At 65.6% G+C, this 18,400-nt stretch carries 12 protein-coding genes; 10 read left to right on the forward strand and 2 right to left on the reverse strand.

What is annotated here, in order from left to right:
* Positions 1–170: 170 nt before the first annotated feature.
* The 8 genes from D7Y61_RS05750 to D7Y61_RS05785 all read left to right on the forward strand — a co-directional run bounded on the left by D7Y61_RS05750 (position 171) and on the right by D7Y61_RS05785 (position 14,047).
* Positions 171–3,353, forward strand: a complete 3,183-nt coding sequence (locus D7Y61_RS05750; protein WP_180865488.1) for a type VI secretion system Vgr family protein — start codon at positions 171–173, stop codon at positions 3,351–3,353.
* Positions 3,353–6,661 (forward strand): phospholipase D-like domain-containing protein, encoded by a 3,309-nt coding sequence (locus tag D7Y61_RS05755; RefSeq protein WP_180865489.1) that lies wholly within the window; start codon positions 3,353–3,355, stop codon positions 6,659–6,661. The genes D7Y61_RS05750 and D7Y61_RS05755 overlap by 1 nt, the downstream gene beginning before the upstream one ends.
* On the forward strand, positions 6,658–8,211 hold the full coding sequence (locus D7Y61_RS05760) for a hypothetical protein (protein WP_180865490.1): 1,554 nt from the start codon (positions 6,658–6,660) through the stop codon (positions 8,209–8,211). The genes D7Y61_RS05755 and D7Y61_RS05760 overlap by 4 nt, the downstream gene beginning before the upstream one ends.
* Positions 8,212–8,436: 225 nt before the next feature.
* Positions 8,437–10,047: a hypothetical protein gene (locus tag D7Y61_RS05765; protein WP_180865491.1), complete on the forward strand. Its 1,611-nt coding sequence runs from the start codon at positions 8,437–8,439 to the stop codon at positions 10,045–10,047.
* 67 nt (positions 10,048–10,114) lie between these two features.
* Positions 10,115–10,918, forward strand: coding sequence for a hypothetical protein (locus tag D7Y61_RS05770; RefSeq protein ID WP_180865492.1), 804 nt, complete (start codon positions 10,115–10,117; stop codon positions 10,916–10,918).
* Positions 10,919–11,037: 119 nt separating this feature from the next.
* Positions 11,038–11,994 carry an HlyD family secretion protein gene (locus D7Y61_RS05775; protein ID WP_180865493.1) on the forward strand — a complete coding sequence of 319 codons (957 nt, stop codon included), beginning with the start codon at positions 11,038–11,040 and terminating at the stop codon, positions 11,992–11,994.
* A gap of 20 nt (positions 11,995–12,014) precedes the next feature.
* Positions 12,015–12,938 carry an ATP-binding cassette domain-containing protein gene (locus D7Y61_RS05780; protein WP_180865494.1) on the forward strand — a complete coding sequence of 308 codons (924 nt, stop codon included), beginning with the start codon at positions 12,015–12,017 and terminating at the stop codon, positions 12,936–12,938.
* On the forward strand, positions 12,935–14,047 hold the full coding sequence (locus tag D7Y61_RS05785) for an ABC transporter permease (RefSeq protein WP_180865495.1): 1,113 nt from the start codon (positions 12,935–12,937) through the stop codon (positions 14,045–14,047). The genes D7Y61_RS05780 and D7Y61_RS05785 overlap by 4 nt, the downstream gene beginning before the upstream one ends.
* A gap of 80 nt (positions 14,048–14,127) precedes the next feature.
* Here the strand turns inward: D7Y61_RS05785 and miaB are convergent, their stop codons facing one another.
* Together miaB and D7Y61_RS05795 are read right to left on the reverse strand one after the other, a co-directional pair.
* Positions 14,128–15,546: a tRNA (N6-isopentenyl adenosine(37)-C2)-methylthiotransferase MiaB gene (gene miaB, locus D7Y61_RS05790; protein WP_180865496.1), complete on the reverse strand. Its 1,419-nt coding sequence runs from the start codon at positions 15,544–15,546 to the stop codon at positions 14,128–14,130.
* Between the two features lie 165 nt (positions 15,547–15,711).
* Positions 15,712–16,332: a glutathione S-transferase family protein gene (locus D7Y61_RS05795; protein WP_180865497.1), complete on the reverse strand. Its 621-nt coding sequence runs from the start codon at positions 16,330–16,332 to the stop codon at positions 15,712–15,714.
* A gap of 80 nt (positions 16,333–16,412) precedes the next feature.
* Between D7Y61_RS05795 and D7Y61_RS05800 the strand changes: the two genes are divergently transcribed.
* Together D7Y61_RS05800 and D7Y61_RS05805 are read left to right on the forward strand one after the other, a co-directional pair.
* Positions 16,413–17,381 (forward strand): helix-turn-helix transcriptional regulator, encoded by a 969-nt coding sequence (locus D7Y61_RS05800; protein WP_180865498.1) that lies wholly within the window; start codon positions 16,413–16,415, stop codon positions 17,379–17,381.
* Between the two features lie 46 nt (positions 17,382–17,427).
* Entirely contained in the window at positions 17,428–18,348 is a 921-nt protein-coding gene (locus D7Y61_RS05805; RefSeq protein ID WP_180865499.1) for a lytic transglycosylase domain-containing protein, read from the forward strand.
* The last annotated feature ends 52 nt before the right edge of the window (positions 18,349–18,400 follow it).

The raw sequence follows: 18,400 nt of genomic DNA on the forward strand, positions 1-18,400 counted from the left end.
GCAGCAACGAGTATCGACCCGAGCCCCAAGGAAACAGGGTCTTCCACCCAGGCCAGCGCTGTGCGCGGGCCGCCCGTGCGGCCCGCTCCCGAACGCAGGAGTCGGGTCACCAGGGTGGAAGTGGCAGGCAAGCCATCGCCAGGACAGGAGTGCCTGGCCCAGGAGACGTCATGGATGCTTCACACGCGCGAGTCGTACTCGCCTCGTTGGCCGGGCTGGAGCCCGAGCTCCAGCTGCACCGTCTGCAGGCCGAGGGCCTGCCCCCGCTGCTCGTGGAGCAATGGTGGGGGCACGAGCGCCTCGGCGACGGATTCGATTACTGGGTGGATGTGCTGCATGTGGATGCCGGCCTGCCCATCAGCGAGGGCCCCGGGCGCAAGGCGACGCTGATCACCCGGTTGGATGACGGTCAGGACCATGTCCGTTGCGGTTACATCGCCGCGATGCGCCTGCTGGATACCGACGGAGGGCTGGCGCGCTACCGCCTGCGCTGCGTGCCGTGGACCTGGTTGTTGGCGCATGCCCGGCACAGCCGTGTGTACCAGGCGCGCAGCGTGCGCGAGATCGTCGAGGACGTGCTGGGCGGGCATGCCGGGCTGGCCCAGTGGCGCTGGAGCGACGACGCGGTGGCCGACCTGGCCGCCGCACCCGTGCGCGGCTACTGCGTGCAGTATCGGGAATCGGACCTGGCCTTCGTGCGGCGTCTGCTGGCCGAAGAGGGGATTGCCGGTGCGTTCGAAAGCGACGATGAAGGCGCACTGACGCTTGTGCTGTTCTCCGACAGCAGCGCGCAGCCGGAGAATCCGCAGTCAGCCCGCGACGGCGGCATCCGCTTCCACCGCCATGACGGCACCGAGCAGGCCGATACCCTGCAGGTGCTGGGCACGCGTCGGCAGCTGGGCAGCAACCGACTGTCCTTGGTCACCAGCGACTACAAGGGACCGTTGGTGCGCCATGCGCAGCTGCCGTTGCAGGGCGCCGGTCACAGCCCGCGCGAGGTCTACGATCCCGCCGGTGCGCATGCGTTTGCCGACGCCGGTGATGGCCAGCGTCGGGCACGGCTGGCCGCCGAAGCCCATGAAGCCGGGTTGGGAGGCTGGTGGGGGGCGGGCACTGTCCGCAGCCTGCAGGCGGGCCGGTTCATCCGCGTGCTGGCCATGGGCACCGGTCCGGCGCCGGTGATCCTGCCCACCGAGATACTCCATCATGGCTGCAACCCGCTACCCGTCGCGCAAGGGCGCGATCAGGCGCGAGCTGCGCCGCCGGCACGCTGGCTGTCCGCCAGCGCCACGTTGCCCGGTGCGCCGCTGGAAGCAAGCCCGGCGAGGGGCTACGCCAACCGGTTCCGTGCCGTCGACCAGCAGCAGCGCTGGCGTCCGGTCCTGCCCGACGGCACCGGGGAACGTCTGAACCCGCGACCGATCGCGCCGGGCTACCAGAGTGCCACGGTGGTGGCCGGCGCAGGTCGTGACGATACCGACCTGCATGCCGACAGCCAGGGCCGGATACGGGTCCGCCTGCATCTGCAGGGAGCCTCCGATGCGGCCGCCACCTGCTGGATGCGGGTGGCTCAGCGCTATGCTGGGCCGGGTGTAGGGGCGCAGTTCCTGCCCCGCGTGGGCCAGGAGGTGCTGGTTGGTTTCCTTGAGGGCGACATTGACCGGCCGCTGGTGCTCGGTGCCCTCTACAACGGTCGTGGCGACGCCGGTATCGCCCCCACGCCTGCCGGCGCTGCCGCGACGGACAGTGGCAGCGGCCTGTTCAAGCAGGCCGCCGACACCCGTCCTAGCGCGCAGGGCAACGCGGCCGGCGGACACGCGCCGGCCTGGCATGCCATGGCCGCCGGTGACGACCAGCATCGGCATGCCGGTGCGTTGTGGGGCATCCAGTCACGGGAATGGTCCGGCAGTGGCTACAACCGCCTGGTCTTCGACGATACCGATGCGCAGCTGCGCCTGCAGCTGGCCAGCAGCCAGGCCCACAGCGAACTGAACCTGGGGCACCTGCTGCACCAGGCCGACAACCATCGCGGTTCCCTGCGCGGTGAGGGCGTGGAACTGCGCAGCGATGCCTGGGGGGCGCTGCGCGCCGAACGTGGCGCCTGGTTGAGCGCACGCCCGCATACCGCGTTGTCGCCGGCCGGCGAAGCGGTGCCCGCAGGCGCGCTGCTGCTGCAGGCCACCACGCTGGCGGCCTCCAGTCACAACGTGGCCGCGGTCCAGCATACCGTCGGCCTGGCCAGTCATGCGCCGCCGGACGACAGCGCCGGTCTGGCTGGCCTGCAGCGGATCGCCCGCGCCATGGTGCCAGGGCAGACCTATGGCCAGGCCCGCGCGGGCGGCGATGACCGCGCCACGGACGGCAACATCCCGCACACCAGTGAACCCACGCTGGGGCTGCATGGCCACGCGGGGCTGGCGATGGTCACCGGTCAGGGCCTGCACTGGAGCAGCGCCTGCCAGGTGGTCCTGGCCAGTGGCCAGCACAGTGATGCCAGCGTGGCCGGCAACGCGCGCCTGCACGCGACGCAGGCGGTCGGCCTGCTGGCCGCCAGCGGTCGGAGGTTTGCCGGCGATGCGGCATTGACCGTGGTAGCGGGGCAGGCAGCGCTGGACGTCCGCGCCCAGTCCGCAGCGATCACCGTGCAGTCGCGGGCGGCATTGCGTGCCGCCAGCGCCCAGGCCGCTGTCGAGCTGGCCGCGCCGCGCACCCTGCACATCGCCACCGCCGGTGGTGCCAGCCTCACCCTGGAGGGCGGCAACCTGGTCGTGAACTGTCCCGGCACCATCACCGTGCATGCCGGACAGAAATCCTTCGTCGGGCCTGCGCAGCTCAGCTACGCGCTCCCGGACATGCCGACCAGCACCCTCAGCGAGCAGATTCCGAAGCTGGCCTTCCGCCTGCAGGACATTCCGGGACCACAGGGGCATCCGCTGGCAGGCCAGCCCTGGAAGATCGTGCGTACCCGCCAGGCGCTGGACGAGGACATGCGTGATGGCGCGCTGGTACCGGGCAACTGGGCCGAGACCCTTGCCGAAGGGCAGGCCGACGAGCAGGGCGACGTCAGCCTGGATGACAACCTGTGCGCAAAGATCTGGAACGATGCCGGCCGGTTCCCGGGGCGCCTGTTCCTGGTGCATGGGATCGACGTGATTCCCCTGCAGCGTCCGCGCCCCTACAGCAGTTCGCCGGGCGTGCGCGCCACCATGGACACGCTCGAAGCGATCAACTACGGCAAGACCCTGGCCGACCTTCCGGATGACGCGGCGCTATATGCCTACCGGCAGCGCGCCGAGTACGAATTCCAGTCGCATATCGACGCCGACCCGGCCCAGCGCAAGGAGATCCAGTGATGGCAGACGGCACCAAGCTGGGCAGCGTCCCGCATAACGCATTGACCTGCCTGGACGGGCAGAAGGGCACCACCAGCGGCGACTATTACGCGCCGCCGGACCGGCAGTTCGCACCGGTGCGGAGCGGCAACAAGGTTGACGCCTACACCGACGGCCGCTCCGCGATGAAGGCGATGGCCGATGCCATCCGCGGCGCGCAGAAGTTCATCTTCATCGCCGACTGGCAGATGAACTTCGACACCGAGCTGGACAGCCGCGGTGGTGCCCACGTCAGCCGCCTGAGCGAACTGCTGTTCGATGCCATCAACCAGCGCGGCGTGGACGTGCGGGTGCTGCTCTACGACAGTGTCGAGGCGGCGGCCTACACCCACGAGAACGAGGCGCGCACGGCCCTGTACAAGATGCAGGATGCCAATACGCCGGGGCAGGTGCAGGTCGGCCTGCACAACCCGGCCACCGGCCGCACCGATGCCTTCAACATCGCCTTCTCGCACCACCAGAAGATCCTGGTGGTGGACGGGAAGATCGCCTTCGTCGGCGGCCTGGACATCGCCCACGGGCGCTGGGACGACGGCAACTTCGACGTGGTCTGCGACCCGACGCTGCATGTGCTCAATGACCACTACAACAATTGCCTGAGCAAGTTTCGGGGCATGACGAGGGCTGAGCAGGACCTGACCCTGGACAAGCCTGATACCAGCCCGGACGCGGTCGGCCGTGTCCGCCCCGGCTTTGCCCAGGCATACGTGCCGGGCCTGGCCATCGCGCTGGACCGGATGAAGGCGCAGTGGGATGCCGGCGCCGCGCTGGCCGAACTGCAGGACTATGCGGATAAGCTGGGCGTGCCCGACGCGCTGGAGCGCGAAGGCATCCGCAAGCTTGCCGAGATGGTCATTCCGGGCATGGAAGAAGCCGTGAAGGTACAGCGTTCGGTCGCCAAGACCTTCCTGGCCATTCAAGGGTGGTTGACCGAGATCGAAAAGGAATACGCCGACGTCATCGCCGCCTCCAACCGGGCCGCCGACGAAGCGGTCAAGCTGAACGTCGGCGAGGCGGCTGCCGCCGCCGGGCGTGCGGTGGAAGGCTTCACGAAGATCCAGGCGAAGAAGTTCGGCGAGTGGGTCGATGAGCGCAAGGCCGCGATCAAGGACGTCATTCTGGGCCCGATCAAGACGGCCACCACCGTTGTGGGATACGTGCGCGATCCTGACTCGCTGGTCAAGGATGCCAAGACCAAATATGACGAGATCGAGGCCAAGTTCAACAAGGCCAAACAGGCGTGGGAATCGCTGGTGAAGTGGATCAACGAGCCGGTGGATCGCATCCAGCGCCTGCTCGACAGTGGCCGCCAGCCGCGCATGCCGTGGCAGGACGTGCACGCGCGCCTGCAGGGCCCGGCGGTGTTCGATATCTGCCGCAACTTCATGCACCGCTGGAACGCGATGGTCTGGCAGAACCAGCGCGGTGACCGTGAAATCGGCACGGCGGTGCGCAAGGTCCTGAACCGTGGCATCCGCGGTGCCAACGACTGGACGGGCGCCGGCCTGCCGGAGCAGACCACGCTGGCACGTGGCATGGAACTGACGCCGTTGAGCGATCAATGGCTGCAGTCGATGGGCGGCATGCAGGCGTTGTTCGGTGACCTGGCCCGGCCGGGCACGGCCGGCGACGTCACCGTACAGATCGTGCGTTCCTCGGGCACGGCATTGCATGCGCTGGAGAAGAAGGGCTGCAAGGAACTCGGCCTGAATCTGGACGATGCCAGTTGCCTGCAGCCGTACTGGGAGCGCAACCAGCCGATGCATTCGATCCTTGACGCGATGGTCAACTGCATCGCATCGGCGCGCGCCTTTGTCTACCTCGAGACCCAGTTCCTGATTTCCGAATGCGGTTGGTCCGACGCTGAAGCCGGCAGGACGGTGGAGACGGCAATCAAGGGCGGCGAGCGGCGGCCCATGACCAAAGCCGAAAAAAAGAAGGCCGGCTACGTCGACAAGGGCGTGGCCATGAGTGGGCCCATCGGGAAAACCGGCGTTGTGCAGGACCTGGTGAAGCGCAAGCAGGGCGTGAAGTCAGCGGCCAGCAACCCGCTGGTGGCGGCCATCGCCGCGCGCATCCGTCGCGCCATCGTGGCCGGACAGGGCTTCCATGTGTACATCACCTTGCCCGTGCATCCGGAAGGCAGCCTGTTCGACGGTGCCGTGCTGAAGCAGCAGTACTGGGTGCAGCAGACCCTGTTGCGTGGCGACGACAGCCTGATCCGCCGCATCTGCCGTTCACTGATCGCGCGCGACAAGGACATCCGCGAGGCGAGCGTGGAAGAGGCCGACCTGCAGGCAGAGGTGAAGGCCGGGCGCTGGAAGGAATACCTGTCGGTAATGAACCTGAGAAGTTATGGGGTCCTGGCCGACATCAACCACAAGAACCACTACGCACCGCATACGATCGGCGCCGACCAGGCCACCCCCTTGTACGTGGTGACCGAGCAGTGTTACGTACACTCCAAGCTGCTGATCGTGGACGACGCCGTGGCCATCATTGGAAGTGCGAACTGCAACGACCGCAGCCTGCTGGGCACGGGTGACACCGAGATCGCCGCAGTGATCGTGGACGGTGCGGCCAAGTCGATGGACCTGGGCAATGGCGTGCAGGTGATAACCCGGAAGTTTGCGCGGGATCTGCGGATGAATCTCTGGAAGAAGTTCCTGGGGCAGGCGATTCAAGAGCTGTCAGAGAAAAAGAAGAAACCATACTCTGCAGCTGGAGCTGCGGGGGCGTATCTGCCTTGGTTTCATATGGTAGATCCAGTTCCGCAGATCGAACAGCCGGCAAGCGCCAGAACTTGGCAGGGGATCAGGAAGATTGCTGACGCTAATTCGGATGCCTATCAGCAGGTCTTCACCAATGTCCCACGTGATTCGTTTCCCCGCTATGATTCCGTGTTTCATGGGTTCCCCGCAGCAGGCCTGAGTGACAAGGGACACGTCAAGCGCATGTTGTATGCGCAACCACCAGACCTGCAACCAGACTTCATGCAGGAGCCTAGTGTTGAGAACGACTATGTGACCAGTGCTGTCGGTCGGCATGATGTGCGCAAGGCGACTGACTTCCTCAGGGGCGAGCCAGGACGTCCGCGGATTAAGGGCTTTTGGGTCACCATGCCGCTGCTTTGGGGGAGCAGCATGGACGATCCGGCTGCCGCGATGCCGAGCGAGATCATTGCAGCCCTGCCTGTTCAGGGGGATAGGTCAAGTGAATTGGCATACTCGACTCGACATGCTGCCTTGAGTAAAGGAGAAAAGGTGTGAGTGAGTATTTGCTGCTGAAAGCACTGATTGCAGTGAGTGCTCTGTGCGCCGTGCAAGCCGCGCATGCAGGTTGCAGTTCAAAAAATGAAGGGGATGGCCGCTTTCAGGGACACAGCATGGTGGTCAAGTTTACGCCAAGCTTGGATGGTGGAGGAGATGCAGTAGGCGCCAGCCTCAGTCGCGCGAACGAGGTGGCACCTTACATAAGAATCAGGACCGGTCCTGATCTGGCTAAGTTGAACAACGTTCCATTCGACTCGAATGGTGGTTCGGTCTACTATCTGGAAACTACTGGCCAAGGGCAGCGGATTTGCCGTGCTGAGGAATGGAGAAGGCGGGAGTCCAAGCTGATTGGTGAAGCGCCTCCCCAAAGCCTGCATCCTGCAGTCAAGTTGCTGTATCCGTACTTTGAAATGCATAAGGCGCACGAGCTTGATTACGATGCGTCGGGTCAATTGACATCGATTCAACAGACCGGCACGTCGGGCCGTAAGGTCACAACGTTCTGTGCGCTCTATGACGAAAATGGTCGCGTAGAGGTGGCAAATGAGAGTTCTGGGTTGATCGTCTCGGAGGATCCGCATTTTCAGTGCTCGGATCTTCGAGATAAGCCAGTAAGTGTAGATACAAGATACTTTTCTTATCGGCCTGATGGATTCTTGGCTTTGGATATGACCAAGAAGGCTACACGCAAGCTTGGGGAGAGCGCAGAGCAAGAGGATGTCGACTTCGGAACCGAGGCAACTGATGGGGCCTGGTACGCGCAGGGGGATTTTTTCTTTAACGGTGCCAGCATCCATCACCGCATTGGTGCTTCGTTTCAGATGAGTGATAAGCGCGGGCTTACTGGTATTCAGAGTAAATACTTTGCCATCGCTTCATCCGACTCGACGCCCATCTTTGAGCAACGCAGTCGGGATGAAGGTAGGGAGTTGAACTACACCTTCCCTGGAGAGCGTGTATCGCCAGATGTGCTGAAGGGGCAATTTGACGGCGTAACCGCATATACGCGCGTTCGTGAGTATTTCCACCGCACCGGACAGCGCATCTTCGAGATTTTTGCTCCTGGCGCAAAGTACCCCCGTGAACGTCAGTGGCGCACGCTGGATCTGAATCGTCAGGAAAACTACGACGCAAAGGGCAAGCTCACGCGGGTGATCCTGTCCGGCCCGGTCTCTGGTGACGCATACACCGAGAACCTGCGCGCCTACGCCGAGAAGGGCGTTTTGGAGCTCACGCCTCTCACAAGCGGCTACAGCTCTTACCGCGTGTACGACTATGACGCTGCCGGTAGAGAGACCCTGTCGTTCGTGTGCTGGCGCTACGAAGTCTCGACCAACAAGCCCTACGCCCATTTCCCCTGGTGGGAGCCCGATCCTCGGCCCAAGCGCAGTCGTGAAGCCGAACTGCAGTACGCCAGGACGCAGGTCGGCACTCGCTGCGGCACGCCGGACGGGAAGATGAGCGTGGAGGGTATGGGCCCGCTGAAGAAGCTGATGGAAACCAAGTACGGGTTTGGGACGACCAAGCTGGGATTGCCGGGCGAGTAGGGCAAGACTTCTTTCCCGAACTTGTGACAGGCGTCGGCCTGCCGGAGTAGACCACGCTGGCGCGTGGCACGGAACTGACGCCGTTGAGCGATCAATGGCTGCAGTACAGATTGCGCGTTCCTCGGGCACGATGAAGGATCAGAAGAATCTTCATCGATTCATTGTCCCGGTGGCCCCAGCGTTGGGCACACTTGGCAAGTTGTAGAGAAGGCAGGGATGAAATGCTTGAAGCATGAAAGCAGATGTGTTTCCTCGAAGTTGCTCTTCGTTGCTGTGCTTGCCGCCAGCGCAACTGTTCGCGCTGCTTGCAACGATGCTGAAGCTCCTTTGCTGGCACCTACAGCCGGAGTGGAAATGCGGCTGTCGCCATCAAACGCGGAAAAGGTCACTTACCGTCTTCCAAGGATTACTGAAGACAGGAGGGTGAGTCTTCCGGAAATTGTGCCGGATGCTTCTCTGGTTCGTAACAGAGGGTTCGATCAGGATGGTGGGCAGATCATCTATCTTGAGTCGGATGGTATAGGCGGGAAGCGTGTCTGCCGGGTTGAGAACTGGGCAAGAAGATCGGTAGCAGATGCAGGTGCGCTATCTCCAGCGGGGAAGGAGTTGCCACCAGAGAACCCAGTTGTGAAGAAAGTTTTTCCCTACTTCTACCTCGATGAAGTTCGTGCATATTCCTACGATTCAGCGGGCAGGCTGGGGGAAGTCCGGTTGTCCCGGCCGATGTTTCAAGGCGGGCGGGAGGACAGTGTCCGGGACTTCTATCGAATGAGTGTTCCAGAAGCCTGTGTTCGTTATGACAACGCTGGTCGCGTAATCATGGTTTCTGGGTCGCCGGGGGCGGAGGTGTCATTGAAGCCCGGTTTCCAATGTTCGAATCTCAGCATGGAATTGGTGCCGTCTCAGGTCACCGGGTACACCTACTATCCAGATGGTCGCGTTGAAGTCATGGATATGCGCAAGCCAAGTTCAGCTGCTGCACAGAAGGGCACGCCGCTCGTTCTGCCAGCGGGCGGCGACGAGCGCAATGGCACTTGGTCTGGGCAGGGGGTGGTCTACTTGAAGGACGGCAGCGCTGATCAGATTCTTCGTGAAGTTCACTTCGATTCCAACGAAAAGCATGGATTGGTTCGCTTGAAGAGCTATTCTGCGACCATTGCGCCCTTCGACGTGACGCCGATTTTTTCGCAGAGAGCCTCCACACAAGGCGAGGTGCTTCGCTACGCGTTTCCCGCCGAGGCCGTACCATTGAGTGCCGCAGGTGCGCAGTTCAGTGGAATTGGTGGTTACACACGTGTGCGCAGTTATCAGCATCGCACCGGGAGCGAGATCTATGAGATCTTCGCTCCCAGCGCGAAGTATCCCCGTGAACGCCAGTGGCGTACGCTGGACCTGAATCGTCAGGAAAACTACGACGCAAAGGGCAAGCTTACGCGGGTGATTCTGTCCGGTCCGGTTTCCAATGATGGCGGCTACACCGAAAACCTGCGCGCCTACGCCGACAAGGGCATCTTGAAGCTCACGCCCCTCACCAGTGGTTACAGCTCTTACCGCGTGTACGACTATGACGCTGCCGGTAGAGAGACCCTGTCGTTCGTGTGCTGGCGCTACGAAGTCTCGACCAACAAGCCCTACGCCCATTTCCCCTGGTGGGAGCCCGATCCTCGGCCCAAGCGCAGTCGTGAAGCCGAACTGCAGTACGCCAGGACGCAGGTCGGCACTCGCTGCGGCACGCCGGACGGGAAGATGAGCGTGGAGGGTATGGGCCCGGTGAAGAAGCTGATGGAAACCAAGTACGGGTTTGGGACGACCAAGCTGGGGTTGCCGGGCGAGTAGGGCGAGACTTCTATCCCGAACTCGTGACGGCGCCGGCCTGCCGGAGCAGACCACGCTGGCACGTGGCATGGAACTGACGCCGTTGAGCGATCAATGGCTGCAGTCGATGGGCGGCATGCAGGCGTTGTTCGGTAACCTGGCCCGGCCGGGCACAGCCGGCGACGTCACCGTACAGATCGTGCGTTCCTCGGGCACGGCATTGCATGCGCTGGAGAAGAAGGGCTGCAAGGAACTCGGCCTGAACCTGGACGATGCCAGCTGCCTGCAGCCGTACTGGGAGCGCAACCAGCCAATGCACTCCATCCTTGATGCGATGGTCAACTGCATCGCCTCGGCGCGCGCTTTTGTCTACCTCGAGACCCAGTTCCTGATTTCCGAATGCGGTTGGTCCGACGCTGAAGCGGGCAGGACGGTGGAGACGGCGATCAAGGGCGGCGAACGGCGGCCCATGACCGAAGCGGAGAAGAAGAAGGTCGGCTACGTCGACAAGGGCGTGGCCATGAGTGGCCGGATCGGCAAAACCGGCGTCGTGCAGGACCTGGTGAAGCGCAAGCAGGGCGTGAAGACGGCGGCCAGCAACCCGCTGGTGGCGGCCATCGCCGCGCGCATCCGTCGCGCCATCGTGGCCGGACAGGGCTTCCATGTGTACATCACCTTGCCCGTGCATCCGGAAGGCAGCCTGTTCGACGGTGCCGTGCTGAAGCAGCAGTACTGGGTGCAGCAGACCCTGTTGCAAGGATTGACCGGCTCCGCCGCTGCGCGATCCATCCTGCCGCCGGCGCACGTTCCATTGCCAAGCGAGCAATCCGGCCATCCTCCTGCCGCTTTTCCACACCAGCTGTGGAATGATGCCGAATCAACCTGTGGATAGGTGGACCAGACCCTGACGGCACAAGGCCTGCCAGGGCGTGGCGAAAAAACCGCCAGGGCGGATCGGCATCATCGCGGGTGCACGGGGCAGATGGCACCGTAGCGCCGTCGCTGGAGGGGATGGACATGGGCAACGGCATGCGTGGGTTCGGATTGGTGGGCCTGGCCCTGCTGGCAGGCTGTGGCCAGGCGCCACCGACTGCACTGGGAACGCTGGAATGGGACCGGGTCACCGTGCCGGCCCCGGCGGCCGAAGTGATTGCAGCGGTGGAGGTGCGAGAAGGCCAGCAGGTCAAGGCCGGCACCGTGCTGATGCAGCTGGACCCGGCCCGCGGTGACGCCCAGTTCGCCGCCGCACAGGCCGACACCGCGCGTGCGCAGGCGCAGCTGGAAGAACTGAAGATCGGCCCGCGCCAGGAGCAGATCGCGCAAGCCCAGGCGCAGCTGACCGCACTGCGCGCGCAGGCCGTCGAGGCCAGTGCCTACTACCGGCGGGTGCAGCCGCTGGCACGCCAGCGCCTGATCGCCGCCGCCGAGCTGGACCGCGCGCGGGCGGCCGCCGGCAATGCCGAGGCCAGCGTGCGCGCCGCCGAGCAGGCCTGGCTGGAGCTGGTGCATGGCAGCCGCGCGCAGGACATCGCGCAGGGCCAGGCGGCGGCGGACGCTGCGCAGGCACAGCAGGTGGTGCAGGGCGTCAACCTGCAGAAGCTGCAGCTGCGCGCCCCCCGCGATGGCGTGGTCGATGCCTTGCCGTACCGGCAGGGCGACCAGGCCCCGGTGGGTGCCCCACTGGCGGTGATGCTGGTTGGCGAGCGTCCTTATGCGCGCGTCTACCTGCCGCAGCCGCTACGTTTGCAGGTCAAGGTCGGGCAGGCCGCGCAGGTGCATCTGGAAGGGCAGGGCGCTGCGTTGAAGGGGCATGTGCGCTCGATCCGCAGCGAGCCTTCATTTACGCCGTACTACGCATTGACCGGCGACGACGTCGCGCGGCTGAGCTACCTGGCCGAGATCGAAGTGGACGAGGCGACCGACATGCAGAAACTGCCGGCCGGGTTGCCGGTGCGGGTGAGCTTCTGAACACCGGCGAGGACATTGCCGTGCGTGCGCAGGGCCTGACCCGGCGCTTCGGCGATCTGCTGGCCGTGGACAATGTCGACCTGACGGTACCGCGTGGCCAGGTCTATGGCTTCCTCGGCCCGAACGGCTCGGGCAAGTCGACCACCATCCGCATGCTGTGCGGCCTGCTGGAACCGAGTGCGGGTCAGATCGAGGTGCTCGGCCTCGCTGTGCCCGAACAGGCCGAAGCGCTGCGTCGGCGCATCGGCTACATGACCCAGCGCTTTTCGCTGTACGAAGACCTGTCGGTGCGCGAGAACCTGGAGTTCCTGGCCGCCATCCAGGATCTGCCGCGCGCGCAGGCCCGGCAGCGCGTCGATGCACTGTTGCAGCAGTATCGGCTGCAGGACCGGCAGCCGCAGTTGGCCGGCACGCTCAGCGGCGGGCAGAAGCAGCGCCTGGCCCTGGCCGGTGCGGTGGTGCATGGGCCCGAACTGTTGTTCCTCGACGAACCGACCAGTGCGGTCGACCCGGAATCGCGCCGCGACTTCTGGGAGGCGCTGTTCGAACTGGCCGACGCCGGCACCACGGTGCTGGTCTCGACCCACTACATGGACGAGGCCGAGCGCTGCCACCGGCTGGCGATCCTCGATCGCGGCGCGCTGGTGGCCGATGGCACGCCGGCCGAACTGTGCGCGCGGTTGCAGGGGCGCACGCTGCAGGTCACCTCTTCGCAGCCACGCCAGGCCAGCCGCGCGCTGGCCGAACTGCCCGGGGTGCTGAGCGTGGCGCAGATCGGCACGCAGCTGCGCGTACTGTGCAGTGAAGACGCGGCCGACATGGCCGCCTTGCAGCGCGCCTTGGCCGGTGCCGATCCGCAGGCGCGCATCGAGGCGGTGGCGCCGAATCTGGAAGACGTGTTCGTCGCCGCCACCCGCGGTCGTGACCGGGAGCCGGCGGCATGAACCTGCGTCGGTTGTGGGCGATCATGCTCAAGGAACTGCGGCAGCTGCGCCGTGATCGCATCACGCTGGCGATGATCGTCGGCATTCCGGTGATGCAGCTGCTGCTGTTCGGCTATGCGATCAATCTCAACCTGCGCCACCTTGATGCGGGTGTGGCCGACCAGGCCAACAGCGCAGCCTCGCGCGCGCTGGTGCAGGACATGGTCGCCACCGGTGTGATCACCCCGCGCAGCGAAGCCTACAGTCCGGACCAGCTGATGCAGGCGCTGCGCCGCGGCGAGATCAGTGTCGGCATCGTGGTGCCGGCAGATTTCGAGCGTCGCCGTTTCGATGGGCGCGAAGCGGTACAGGTGCTGGTCGATGGCAGCGACACCGTGGTGCAGAGTGCGGCGATCCAGCTGGCGCAGGTGCCGCTCGACACGCGCCCGACCAGCAACACACGGCCGCTGCGCGAAGGCAGCATCGCCAGCGGCCAGGTCAGCGTGACCAGTTTCTACAACCCGCAGCGGCGCTCGGCGGTGAACATCGTGCCGGGGCTGATCGGAGTGATCCTGACCATGACCCTGGTGATGTTCACGGCGGTGGCGGTGGTGCGCGAACGCGAGCGCGGCAACATGGAGCTGCTGATCGCCACGCCGGTCTCGCGCAGCGAACTGATGGTGGGCAAGGTGCTGCCTTATGCGGCCATTGGCCTGCTGCAGACCACGCTGGTGCTGGTGTTGGGCACCTGGCTGTTCCAGGTGCCGATCCGCGGCAGCCTGCTGGATATCTACCTGGCTGCGGTATTGCTGGTGCTGGCCAACCTCGCGCTGGGCCTGCTGATCTCCACGCGCGCGCGCTCGCAGTTCCAGGCGATGCAGATGACGCTGTTCCTGTTCCTGCCGTCGATCCTGCTGTCCGGCTTCATGTTCCCGTTCGCCGGCATACCACGGCCGGTGCAGTGGCTGGCCGAAGTGCTGCCGCTGACCCACTTCCTGCGCCTGGTGCGCGGCATCATGCTGCGCGGCGCCTCGCTGTGGGAGCTGTGGCACGACGCGCTGGCGCTGCTGGCCTTCATCGTGGTGATGATGACGCTGGCGATCCTGCGTTTCCGCAAGCGCCTGGATTGAAGGCATGCCATCCGGTAGTGCCGGCCGCTGGCCGGCATCATTTCCGGTGGGTGCCGACCGTTGGTCGGCACACCCTGACTTTACTCCGCCACCACCCGCGCGCGCAGCGAATTGGTCAGTGCTTCGGTAATCACCACATCCACGAACTGGCCGATCAAGCGCGCCGGCGCCGGGAAGTTCACCGAGCGCATGTTCTCGGTCTTGCCGGTCAGTTCGTTCGGATTCTTGCGCGAAGGGCCTTCCACCAGCACCGTCTGCACGGTGCCGACCATCTTCTCGGAGATGCCGGCGGCGTGTGCATTGATGCGCTCCTGCAGGCGCGACAGGCGCGCGTGCTTCTCGGCATCGCTGATCGTGTCTTCCAGATCCGCAGCCGGCGTGCCCGGGCGGCGCGAATAGATGAAGGAGAAGCTGTGATCGAAGCCGATGTCCTCGATCAGCTTCATGGTCTTCTCGAAGTCGGCATCGGTCTCGCCGGGGAAACCGACGATGAAGTCCGAACTGATCGAGATGTCCGGGCGCACCGCGCGCAGCTTGCGGATCTTCGACTTGAATTCCAGCGCGGTGTAGCCGCGCTTCATCGCCGACAGCACGCGGTCGCTGCCGGCCTGTACCGGCAGGTGCAGGAAGTTGGCCAGCTGCGGCACGTCGCGGAACGCATCGATCAGCGAATCGCTGAACTCCAGCGGATGCGAGGTGGTGAAGCGGATGCGGCCGACGCCGTCGATCTCGGCGATGGTGCGGATCAGCAGGCCCAGGTCGGCGAACTCGCCGTCGCCATACGGGCCGCGATAGGCATTGACGTTCTGGCCGAGCAGGTTGATCTCGCGCACGCCCTGCGCGGCCAGCTGGGCCACTTCCACCACCACGTCCTCGAACGGGCGGCTGACCTCGGTGCCGCGGGTGTAGGGCACCACGCAGAACGAGCAGTACTTGGAGCAACCTTCCATGATCGACACGAACGCCGAAGCACCTTCGGCGCGCGGCTCCGGCAGGCGGTCGAACTTCTCGATCTCGGGGAAGCTGATGTCCACCTGCGGGCGCTTCTGCTCGCGGCGCGCGCGGATCAGTTCCGGCAGGCGATGCAGGGTCTGCGGGCCGAACACCAGGTCCACGAACGGCGCGCGCTTGATGATCGCTTCGCCTTCCTGCGAGGCGACGCAGCCGCCGACGCCGATGATGACCTCGCGGCCCTTGTTCTTCAGGCCCTTCCACACGCCCAGCTGGCTGAACACCTTCTCCTGCGCCTTCTCGCGGATGGAGCAGGTGTTGACCAGGATGACGTCGGCGTCGTCCGGGGTATCGGTCAGTTCCAGGCCATCACTGGCAGCGAGCACGTCGGCCATCTTGGCCGAGTCGTACTCGTTCATCTGGCAACCGTGGGTCTTGATGTACAGCTTGCCTTTCACCTGGTCGGGCTTGCGCGGACCAGTGGGCAGGGCAACGAGCGGGGTACCGCCCGGCGTGGCGGGCGGAAAGACGTCTGGCGTCCCGGTCATGGCGCTTAATCCATTCGGGTGGCGGGAAAGGCGGCAATTCTACCCGCATCCTGCGCCCCGCCGCGCCCCTGTAGCGCCGAGCCTACGCTCGGCTGCTCTTCCCGCTTCTATTGAAACCAGCCGAGCGCGGGCTCGGCGCTACAAGGGAAGCCCGGCGGGTGCCTCTTACGCCGCCACCAGCTCCGCATCGATCTGCCGCGAGCGGTCGAATGCGGTCAGTTCCGCCATCCGGGCGATGAACGCGGCCGTTGCCGGCGCCGGCTGCACCAGGCCGAAGGCCGTGGTCCACTGCAGGGCATTGCCCCACAGCACATCCGCCGCGCTCATGGTCTCGCCCAGCAGATAGGGCCCCTGCGCCAGCTGCGCCTCGATCACCTGCAGCACGGTATCGGCGTCGTTGTAAGGCGAAAAAGCATGCGGCGGGGGATCGCGACGCATCGCGCGGTCGATCATCGCCGGCTCGAAACACGCGCCGTAGAAGGCCATCCAGCGCAGGTAGGGGCCGCGCAGGGCATCACCGATCGGCGGGGCCAGCCCCGCTTCCGGGTACAGGTCGGCCAGATACAGGTAGATCGCCACCTGCTCGGTGACCAGCGCACCGTTGTGGACGATGGCCGGTACCTTGCCCATCGGGTTGATGGCCAGGTAGGCCGGGGCCAGGTTGGCGCCGGCCTTCAGGTCCAGCACCTGCATGCGGTAGTCGGCACCGAGCGCTTCGAGCAGGGCCACCGCGCCGCTCGAGCGGGAACGGGCGGCGTGGTACAGGGTGATCTGGCGAGAGGTCATGGCAGTGCTCCTTGCAGTGGGTGGTGAACTGGAGCCCATCCTGAGGCACTATTGCGGACGACTTCTGTCCTCGATCCTTCATGCGCCATACCGCCCATCGACTGCTGCGCCTGATCGCCCTGTTGCAGGCCCGCCGGCAGTGGTCCGGCGCTGAGCTGGCCGAGCGCATGGGCGTGGGCCGGCGCAGCATCCGCCGCGACATCGAGCGCCTGCGCGAACTTGGCTACCCGGTGCAGGCCTCGGCCGGGGTAGGGGGCGGTTACCAGCTGGGGTCGGGAGCACCGGTACTGCCGATGCTGCTGGATGAAGAAGAGGCGACCACGCTGGCCATCGCCCTGCGCGCGGCGTCGGCCACCGTTGCCGGCATCGACGACACCGCGCGTGGCCTGCTGTCCAAGCTGGATCCGCTGGTGCCCACCCGCCGTCGCCAGCAGGCCGGCGAAGTGCATGCCGCCACCGCCACCCTGTCGGATCTGCCCGCCACCGACGCCCGCCTGCTGGGGCGGCTGGCGCAGCACTGCAGGCAGGCGTCGCGGCTGGCCTTCGAGTACCGCAGTGCGCAGGACGCGGTCACCCAGCGCGAAGTCGAGGCCCAGCACCTGGTCAACTATGGCCGGCGCTGGTACCTGCTGGCCTGGGACCTGGGACGCCAGGACTGGCGCACCCTGCGCGTGGACCGCATGGGCGCGGTGCGCGAATGTTCCGGGCCCGGCCTGCATCGGCGCACGCCAGCGCCCCCGGACGTGATGGTGCGGCAGGCGGTCAGCCAGGCGCCGTTCGCGCTGCAGGCCATCCTCCGCCTGGCCGGCAGCCATTCCGAGCTGGAAGGCCACATCCCGCCGTGGTGCGGGGTGCTGGAAGCGGATGGTGCCGACCACTGCCTGCTGCGCATGGGCGCCGAGAGCCGCGGCATGATGCTGGCGCAGATCCTCAGCCTGGACCACATACCGGTGGCGCTTTGGACCACCCCGCCAGGCCTGCGCGACGAACTGGCACAGCGCCTGGCGGGCCTCGGCCAGCTGCTGGCTGTGCCGCCGGTCACAGGCTGAGCCACATCGCTTGGCAAGCCCCGGCGAAGCTGGGACACTCGCCGCCATGAAGGGGATACTGGGGACAACGGCGATCATCATCGCTGCGCTGACCGCTGCGCCGGCCAGCGCCGGGACCCTGTACAAGTGCCAGGGCGCTGACGGCGTCACCAGTTATGTGAGCAAGCGGGTGGCCGGCGCGCGCTGCAGCACCATCAGCTATACCCGTGACACCCGCCCGGCACCGCGCCCGGTGGTGGCTGCACCGAAGCCTGCGCCGACCACTGTCGCCAGCATCGAACGCAATCCGGTCGCCGTAGCCGCCAGCGCCGCTGCGCCCCCCCAGGTCGCACCGACGCCGGCTGCGCCAGCACCCGTCGCCGCACCGACGCCCTCGCGGACCGGGCGCATGGTCAGCGGCCAGGTCTATTCCTTCATGAAGGACGGCGTGCGGCACTACACCAGTGCGCGCCCGACCCAGGTGGCCAATCTTGGCCCGGTGCGGACCATCCGCTACAGCTTCATGGAGCGCTGCTACGCCTGCGGTGTCACCCCGCGCGTGGACTTCGGCACGGTACGGTTGAACACCTCGGCCTTCCAGGCCGAGATCACGTCGGCTGCGCGCGAGTTCGGCGTGGAGGAGGCGGTGGTGCGCGCCATCATCCATGCTGAGTCGGCCTACAACCCGACCGCGCTCAGCCGTGCCGGTGCACAGGGCCTGATGCAGCTGATGCCGCCGACCGCCGCGCGCTTCGGCGTAAGCGATTCCTATGACGCCGGGCAGAACATCCGCGGCGGCGTTCAGTATCTTGCGTGGTTGCTGAAGCGCTTCAATGGCGACCTGACCCTGGCCGCGGCCGGCTACAACGCTGGAGAGGGCGCGGTCGACCGCCACGGCGGCGTGCCGCCCTACAGCGAGACCCAGTACTACGTGCGCCGGGTCGGTCAGTTGGCCGAGCGTTACCGCACCGCACTGAGTCACCAGTAGGTGCCCACCGTTGGTCGGCACGCGTTTGAATGGTAGTGCCGGCCGCTGGCCG

The organism is Stenotrophomonas maltophilia (genome assembly GCF_013464485.1).
Lineage (GTDB): Bacteria > Pseudomonadota > Gammaproteobacteria > Xanthomonadales > Xanthomonadaceae > Stenotrophomonas > Stenotrophomonas maltophilia_AW.